This is a genomic window from Microcoleus sp. AR_TQ3_B6 (assembly GCF_036702785.1).
Classification (GTDB): domain Bacteria; phylum Cyanobacteriota; class Cyanobacteriia; order Cyanobacteriales; family Microcoleaceae; genus Microcoleus.
This window is the reverse complement of sequence record NZ_JAUBVJ010000178.1, coordinates 1-5249: the sequence shown is the minus strand read 5'-3', so window position 1 is coordinate 5249 and position 5249 is coordinate 1. Positions and strand designations below refer to the sequence as shown.

Below are 5249 nucleotides of genomic sequence, written 5' to 3'. Positions count from 1 at the left end.
TTGAGAATGCGTTGTGCAGCTTGACTTACCGACTCACCCTCTAGTCTCTGAGCTTCTATCCAGTTCAGGAAGTGGCCGGAAGCTCTGAACGATACGACTTGACTTTGACTCATTGTAGACAGTTGTATTCAGCATTTGTCTACAATAACTGATAACCGTCTACAGTGTCAACAAATTGTCTACAGAAATTGTAGACACAAGAATCCCCCAGTCAAGGGGGATGAGATTAAGCCGTTAGTTGTCAGGCAGAGCCTCTAAATTTTCCGCAGGTTACAGAAGAGCATTGAGATTACCCGTCCACCCTTCATGCCTTCGCGCTCTTGCCAGTCCACTTTGCAACTGATACTTGTGTGAATCTCAACGATGCGGCCGTGCCAGTTGTAGCTGGAGTCCTCTGGCCTGTTGCCAGCCACTTTGTCTCCAATTTTGAAAGCTTTGAGCGGGTCAGAGCAAGGGGTGCCTGTGAGTAGTTCCACCAGTTTTTGCTTGTCAGAGAGGGTGAGTTTTGCAATCGAATTGCACAAGTCCAAAATGGTTGGGTTTAGTGCTCCACCATCTCCACTCCCGCTCTGTATAAGGGTTGTTTGCTCCACCAGTGCTCCACCAGAAAATTCTTGGTGGAGCACTTTCTTCACTTCTCTTAGACTTTTGTTTACTGATGCCGAGATAGTAAAAATCTCCCTTAGTCCGGCCAGATTCAAGAACTGCTTCTGTGTGCCGATGTTTCTCTAGTTTGGGGAAAATCTCACAAAGTCGAGCGTACAACTGGTTTATAGCCTTCACGGGCTTATCCCACTGGTTAGGTAGCTCGTTCCAAATCAACTTCTCCTTACCTTCCTTGTTCCACTCAATTTCGAGTATCCCTGCCTCTTGATACCACTCTTGTAGCTCGCTCCATAAATCTTTGGCATAAACTCGCTCACCCTTGCCAGCTTCATATCCCGAGTCCCTCACAAACTGCCAAAGGTGGCGGCTTTCTTCCTGAGCTTCTCGCATTGCCTCGCGGGTAGCCTTATAGTCAATGCCCTCGGTCAGCAGCAGTGGCAACCGCTCCAACATCTTGTTAAGCATCGCCGGTGCAATCCGCTCAAGGATAAAGTTTTCGTCATCCTTGTAGCGCGGGTCAGCCTTTAACTCACCCTGAGACGGGTCAGCGTCGAGCTTGTAGGTTTTCTTGAAGCTCAAAATGCCGTAGCGGTCATCAATAGCGGCCGTTCCTCCAGTGATAGAGGGTAGTTTGTTGCAATTGGCAAAAAAGATAGCCGCAGGCTTGTATTCGTAGCCGTCCTTGCCCTTGCGCTCAATATCAAGAATGTCCCCAGTAATAAACTGCTTAAGGCTCTGAAGGTTATCTAGGTCTACTTTTGCCGTGTTCTCTGAAGCCCAATTGCAGATGCTTCCTTCAATTCCAGCCAGCGAGAACTTGCGGCCATTGTCATAGGATTTGAAGTCTGACAGCGACTTGCCGGTCATCCCCCGCCCGAACACAGCGGCCAACACAGCTCGCAGCGTATCCTTGCCGTTAGACCCCTCGCCGTAGCACAACAAGCCTTTTACGCCTCGCCCCGTCAACTTCGAGCGCACAAGCTTCAAATTCAACGCAGCAGCAGCAGTTCTCAGGAATATCTCACGTTGCGACGGCTCCAAACATTCCAAAAGGCGATCGCAGTCCGTCACATCAATGTCAGGGTCATACGTGCAGCCGACATAGGTATAGACCTGCTTAGGGTCATGTGGCAACAACTGGTGAGTACCATCAGAGTTGATTTTCACGACCCCTCTAGTAGTGTTCAATCCATCAGGATTGATGGTTTTGAGGTCTACGGCAAAAGTACCAACCATAGAGTTGTAAACCTCATTGGCACTAGCAGAGTTATACCGATTGCAGCGAGGCTTCCCCTTCACAAATTCTGCATAAGTTCTCAACCACTCAAGAATCCGTCGTTTCTCGGCAGCTTCCGACCGTGGCTCATAATGAGTTCCTACGAATTCAAAAAGCTGACCAGCTATTGATACCCAGTGTCCCTCTGAATACAAAGCTTCGATAGCTTTGTGTACATAGCTTTGCTCTGGAATTGGCGCACAGTCAGGGATGTAGTCATTTGTGCTACTTTTAGACTCCAAATATACTACATTTTCTCGCGTGCGCGGGTGAGAAGTAGAAGAAATATTAGGGTTTGAAGTGTCATTTTTGCGATCGCCTTTCTCAAGCTGTTTTTCCCATTTATCTAGAGTTGGCGCACTCGCTACAGCCTCTTTGAAAGTCTCACCACTGTTAGCTTTGATGAAATCATCCATCCCTTTGAACCGCGTATCCCAAACAGTGATGTGTACCTCACAGCCCCGTTCAACTAACAGGCGACCAAACTTCAAAATGGCTGCACGGCAGGACGGATTGGCCACATAGTCGGAGTCAAAGTCTATGTAGTGGACGGTTCCCGGTTCAGCCCACTCGCCAACAAATCGCGCTAATTCGCCATCTTTGCCCCAGTTCCATACGCCCGTCAGAGCAATAGTTGCAAGTCCAATGCTCAAACCTGCTCCAGCTTTTTTGACTCCCTCAGTCCAGTTCCGGGGGATTGACTTATCTGCGTAAACTTTGGCCCAGTAATCCTTATCTGGCATTGCAAGGAAGATTGCATCAGGCTCTATGCCGCTACCCGTGAGGTACTTGCGAGGTTTAGAGCCGTCTGGCTGATGTGGCTTATCTGGTTTAGCTTGCCCGTACCAGTTGCTAGCTCTTTCGCCAGTCCGCCAAAGAACGCCCCGGCACCACCAGCCACCTGTCTTGATGGGTTCCTTTGGACGGATGCGCTCGTTTAATTCTTTGACGGTTAACGATTCAATGTTGAGGGAGGCAATTTCCTCGGATACTGCTGAGCCTTCAACCCATTCGATTAGGTGCTTGCGGATGAAGCTGTTAAATTTTGGAAATGCGGAATCTTCCCCAGTGGGGTATAATGTACTCACGAGTATTTATGTGCTCACCGCCTGGGTGAGCATGATTCCAAAAGCCGCTGCCGTTCAGGTCTCAATTGAATGCAGCGGTTTTTGGCGTTTCCTAAGCTTTGAAATAATTTAGGGCATAGAGGAAGAGACCGCCCTATTTTTGCGGTAATGCGTTTGAGTTGTCATGCCGTGCCAACCTCAGCCTTAATTTTCTATCCTTCCCATTTACCCGAATCTTTTTGCTGACAACAACAGCAAAAGGTTGCTGTGTCAAGATTCCTGCTCTAACTGTAACAAGTTTTTGTCTCCCTACAATTGCATTCAATCCCTCACGCACAGGCTATACCTGCTTTGAGCTTACTCTGACTACACTCTGACACCATCACAAACCCTACGGGTTTCGCACTTTGACAACACTCTCAGAACACGCGTAGGAAAGAAGCAGTAAGGATGACTGACAGCCCTATAGGGTTGTTGCAAGCCACACACATTATCTGGTTCCTTCCTAACTGCACTCTACGTCTTACCCTCAAACTCATTGATCTCTTTTTCCCTAGCCAGTCTCTACCACATCGACCTATAAGGGCGACGAGTGAGTTTTTGGAGGGAAACGCTTGCTCTGCAAAGCTTCCAGAAGAAGCAATTAAGTAACCGCTCCTACACTGCTTTGTTGCGAACTGGATATCGAATCGGATAGTGTTTTCGCACTTCCGGCCCGATACTCAAGATTTTGTGAAGACTGGGTAAGTGCCATCTGTAAGAGGCGCGAGCTGCATTCGTCCGGCGAATATCCCGCCAATGCTCACCAGCCTTAAAAGTGCCGTCGTCTTTAAGGTTGATTAAGTGGCCTCGGCTGATACCCAATTCAGCTACTGCAACAGTAGTTGGTGCCCACTCTGAGGTCTTATCTGTTTTGCTCATCATTTCCCCCCTCAAATTGATTGAGTAAATCTTGTAATTTCGCCTTGCCTTCCGAGAATTTACGCCCTCCCATTTTGAGGACATTCTCAACAATCCAAGTCACAGACTTACCCGCTTCCATTGACTTGCGGACTTCCAAATATACCGGGTAATCAGGAGAGTCGGAAGTGGAAGCTTCAGCCTGTAAGTTATTGGTATATATGGCTTCCAGTGCTTTCCGCGCTGCTTCCACTTCCTCGTCTGAACTTGCCAGAATTGCTTCCGCTTCCTTGCGTCGCTGCTGCTCGCTGATGTAAATGGAAGTGCTAATCTCGTCCACCACATCAGCCTTAACAGCAGCGTCTTTCATTGCCTCAAATTCTGCCTCTTTAGAAACCTTTAAGGCACAGCGACGTGCCTCAAAAGTACAAGTAAAACCCGACACCAGGGCAATGCCCTGCATGAAATTGTGCAGGGGGATTTTGCTTCTAAAAACAAACGGCGGTAAAAGCCAGAGCGTGATACCAGAAACAGTCAAAGCCGACACCTTTAGGAGCGACATAGCATCACCCCCACACCGATTAAAGCCCCGACTGTACTTGCGATTAGCCTGAATCTAAATTGCAGTAAGTCGATTTTTAGGATGGCAATAATGGCGTCATCCAACAGCCAAGCGGTAGCGCTGGCAATGAGCTTGAGCGCGAACAATGCTTGCACAAACGACAGTAGAGAAGGGTGTAGCGACGCCAGCCAGCAGAGGAAGCTGGAGGCGATCGCAGTCAGCAGGAAGTTGTTACCGAGTGCGATCGCCTTTATCATTCTTTAGCGCCTCCTAGAAGCTTGGCTTTGATGGCTTCAATCCGTTCAGTAGCACGATTTTCTGCCTTCTCCAAGCCGATGCCTAGGCGGGCATAACCCGGTCGCAGTCCTTGCAGAGTCTTGGCGTGTTTCAGGTCGCCACGCTTCTTTTTGAGTTCGTTAGTAGCGACCGCCGACTCATATTTGCGGTGCGCTACGTGTACTTTGGCGTCCGCTTCCTCAATCCTAGTCATTGCCTTGTAAGTTTTCTTGGCGTGCCTTGCACCCTCAGTCTTCTCCTTGGCGAGCTTTTTCATGGCGTCTGCTTCCTCAGCAGAGAAGTAGCGTGGAGCCTCACACACTGGTGAGGTACGAATACTCGCAAAGCTTCCAGGGTTTAGAGGCGTGATAACGCTTGCATCGGTCGGAGCGGTTAACTTCTCGCTTTTGTGGCTGATGGCATCGCTGCTGTCACCGCCGAACAGTCGGGTCATTGTTCCCATTATTTTGAAGCTCCGATTTGAATTGGAGTTTAGACTAAGCAGGTCAAAAAGTGCGCTCGCACTGAGACTAGCGAACGTTTATCAACAACGGCAACGGGA

Annotated in this window: 6 protein-coding genes; all 6 read right to left on the bottom strand. The window is 48.9% G+C overall.

Annotated elements, in window-relative coordinates; translation table 11 throughout:
• Positions 1-254 precede the first annotated feature (254 nt).
• Positions 255-476 (bottom strand): hypothetical protein, encoded by a 222-nt coding sequence (locus QUB56_RS36215; RefSeq protein WP_332961189.1) that lies wholly within the window; start codon positions 474-476, stop codon positions 255-257.
• Between the two features lie 13 nt (positions 477-489).
• Complete coding sequence (locus tag QUB56_RS36210) at positions 490-2970, bottom strand: DUF3854 domain-containing protein (protein ID WP_332961188.1); 2481 nt, start codon at positions 2968-2970, stop codon at positions 490-492.
• Between the two features lie 636 nt (positions 2971-3606).
• Complete coding sequence (locus QUB56_RS36205) at positions 3607-3873, bottom strand: hypothetical protein (RefSeq protein ID WP_332961187.1); 267 nt, start codon at positions 3871-3873, stop codon at positions 3607-3609.
• The gene (locus tag QUB56_RS36200) at positions 3854-4411 is read right to left on the bottom strand and encodes a hypothetical protein (RefSeq protein ID WP_332961186.1); all 558 of its coding nucleotides are present in this window, start codon (positions 4409-4411) and stop codon (positions 3854-3856) included. The genes QUB56_RS36205 and QUB56_RS36200 overlap by 20 nt, the downstream gene beginning before the upstream one ends.
• Entirely contained in the window at positions 4399-4668 is a 270-nt protein-coding gene (locus QUB56_RS36195; protein ID WP_332961185.1) for a hypothetical protein, read from the bottom strand. The genes QUB56_RS36200 and QUB56_RS36195 overlap by 13 nt, the downstream gene beginning before the upstream one ends.
• Positions 4665-5009, bottom strand: coding sequence for a hypothetical protein (locus QUB56_RS36190; RefSeq protein WP_332961184.1), 345 nt, complete (start codon positions 5007-5009; stop codon positions 4665-4667). The genes QUB56_RS36195 and QUB56_RS36190 overlap by 4 nt, the downstream gene beginning before the upstream one ends.
• Positions 5010-5249 lie beyond the last annotated feature (240 nt).